At 38.7% G+C, this 2416-nt stretch carries 3 protein-coding genes; 1 reads left to right on the top strand and 2 read right to left on the bottom strand.

Features of this window, described 5'->3' with window-relative positions; genetic code table 11:
- The first annotated feature begins 145 nt into the window (after window positions 1–145).
- The gene (locus E1176_RS02325; protein WP_155208964.1) at window positions 146–673 is read left to right on the top strand and encodes a DUF4924 family protein; all 528 of its coding nucleotides are present in this window, start codon (window positions 146–148) and stop codon (window positions 671–673) included.
- A gap of 71 nt (window positions 674–744) precedes the next feature.
- Here the strand turns inward: E1176_RS02325 and E1176_RS02320 are convergent, their stop codons facing one another.
- Window positions 745–2031: a metal-dependent hydrolase family protein gene (locus E1176_RS02320; protein ID WP_425482549.1), complete on the bottom strand. Its 1287-nt coding sequence runs from the start codon at window positions 2029–2031 to the stop codon at window positions 745–747.
- A gap of 20 nt (window positions 2032–2051) precedes the next feature.
- A partial coding sequence (locus E1176_RS20420; protein ID WP_185152570.1) for a tellurite resistance TerB family protein occupies window positions 2052–2416 on the bottom strand: 365 nt, incomplete at its 5' end.

The following is a 2416-nucleotide window of genomic DNA, read 5'->3' as shown; positions in this document are numbered from 1 at the left end:
TAATTAGCAGTTAACATGATGTGTGAAATTAAATTTAAACCTGTCAAATTTTGCCTAAAATGTCTCCGTGCCAATTACTTTATTTTTAGTGCCTTATTTTAAATTATCAAGGCGATATTTGCACCTCTTTACTAAACAACCAGCCATGAATCTTGCCGACTCTAAAAAGCAAAATAATATATCAGAATACATTATTCACATGTATCAGACCGAAGATCTGATAAGAGTATATGACTTTGACATGGAGAAAATTGAGGAGTATGTAATCAAACATATCCCGGTTGAAGAAAAAGAGCCGCTCAAAAATTGGTATAGTGACGTTGCGAAGCAAATGAAAGAGGAAGGCATCACGGAAAAAGGGCATTTAAGTGAAGTACAAGAGATTGTAACTACGCTAACCAATCTCAAAGACGAACTTCTTCAGTCTGATGAGGAGTTTAAGAAAATATACAACAAGTCATCAGCTCACATAAACAAGAGTCTTGAGTACGCTCAAGGACAACTTACAAACGAAGTACAGGCTTGCCTAAATGGTGTGTATGGCCTTTTACTTTTAAGAATGAATGGTAAAAAGGTCGCTGATGAGCTGATGGAAAGTATTAATGCCTTTGGTGATGTACTGTCTTACTTAAGCTATAAGTACAAGCAGCGGTATTATATGAATGATAATTAAAAGGGTGTGGTCTATTGCATAGCACCACACCCTTTTGATTTTTATATCATTGGTTTAAAGCCAATTATAATCTACTCATCCTCTGATTTATAAATCTTTCCTTCTTTCATCACGAAGGTCACATTTTCCATAGTTTCTATCTTATCAAGAGGATTGTCATTTACTGCCACAATATCAGCGATTTTTCCTTGCTCTACTGACCCTAACTTATCGCTTATATTTAGCATTTGAGCAGTTACGATTGTTGCCGATTTTATAGCTTCTATAGGCCTCATGCCTGCCTCTACCATGAAACGAAATTCTTTACCATTTTCTCCATGTGGGAAGACTGCTGCATCTGTACCAAAAGCTATTTTAACCCCTGCTTTATACGCCTGAGCAAATGTGTTTTGAATTTGTGGACCAATTTCTAAAGCCTTTGGCACTACTAAAGCAGGATAGTATCCATCAATTTTTGCTTTTTCAGCGACATATTTACCTGCAGAAATAGTCGGCACGTAATAAGTACCCATCTTTTTCATCAGGTCCATCACCTCCTCAGTCATCAACGTACCGTGCTCTATAGATGTAATACCAGCCTGCACCGCTCGCTTCATACCTTCAGCACCATGAGCATGAGCCGCTGTAATCATGCCGTACTCTTTAGCTGTCTTAACGATCGCCTCAAGTTCCTCCATGGCAAATTGTGGCCCTGACCCATCCTTTGCAACACTTAAAACGCCACCCGTGGCAGTAATTTTAATTACATCTGCACCATTCTTGTACCGTTGCCTCACAGCCTTTCTAGCATCCCATGGCCCATTAATCACACCTTCTGCAGGTCCTGGGTCACCCATTAAATCATGTCGGTAACCATTTGTAGGATCTGCATGGCCACCAGTAGTACCTATTGCTTTACCTGCTGAGAATATTCTAGGGCCTACTACTTTACCTGCATTTATCGCATTTCGCAAAGAAGTATTTACTCCACTACCTCCCATATCTCTCACAGTGGTAAAGCCAGCCATTAAGGTTTTCTTAGCATAAATGGTAGAATTAAAAGCTACGTCTGCTTCATTAAGCGTAAACTCCTGAATGTATCGGTTTGGGTTCGTCTCTCCTTCAATATGCACGTGCATATCCATAAGCCCGGGCAACACTGTTTTAGACTTCAAATCAATTACCGTATCACTTTCTACAGCTGAGATGTACCCTTTCTTAATGTCTGTAATTTTATTGTTTTCGACTATGATGGAAACCTCTTTTTGAAGCTTATCAGAAACCCCGTCAATCAGACCTCCACAATGCAGAATTGTACGTTGAGAGTAGGTCACCGTGGAAAATAATATAATTAATAGCAGTATCAGCTTAGTTTTCAAAAATCTCATGTAGTCGTATTTTAATTTAAATATTGTTCGGCTCTGGCTCTAATCTTGTCTATATCCACCTCTGCTCTTGAATCTATATATGTGGTGGAAACCAAATCAAACAGAGCGTCTTCAGGGTAACCAAGTTTCTTTAAAACTCTAAAGCAAAATCTCATCTCTTCTTTGTGAATTTTACCATCGATTTTCATCACCATGACCAGATTAGACATTAGATTTATCTTTTCTTCTCGCGGTAATTTCGACAATGAAGGAATAATATCTGCTGCTTCGGTTTTATCGATAATTTCATCAATATCAGCATCTGAGACTTTGCTGGAAACTCCGATTTGTCTTATCAGCTCTAGTTCTGCCACATCCACCTCTCCATCTACCTTTG

It is taken from the genome of Fulvivirga aurantia (genome assembly GCF_009711475.1).
In the GTDB taxonomy this organism is placed as follows: domain Bacteria; phylum Bacteroidota; class Bacteroidia; order Cytophagales; family Cyclobacteriaceae; genus Fulvivirga; species Fulvivirga aurantia.
This window is presented reverse-complemented; position numbering and strand designations above follow the sequence as displayed.

Coding starts and splice junctions, on each gene's coding strand:
- E1176_RS02325 (WP_155208964.1), top strand. CDS start 146: ATGAATCTTGCCGACTCTAAAAAGCAAAATAATATATCAGAATACATT.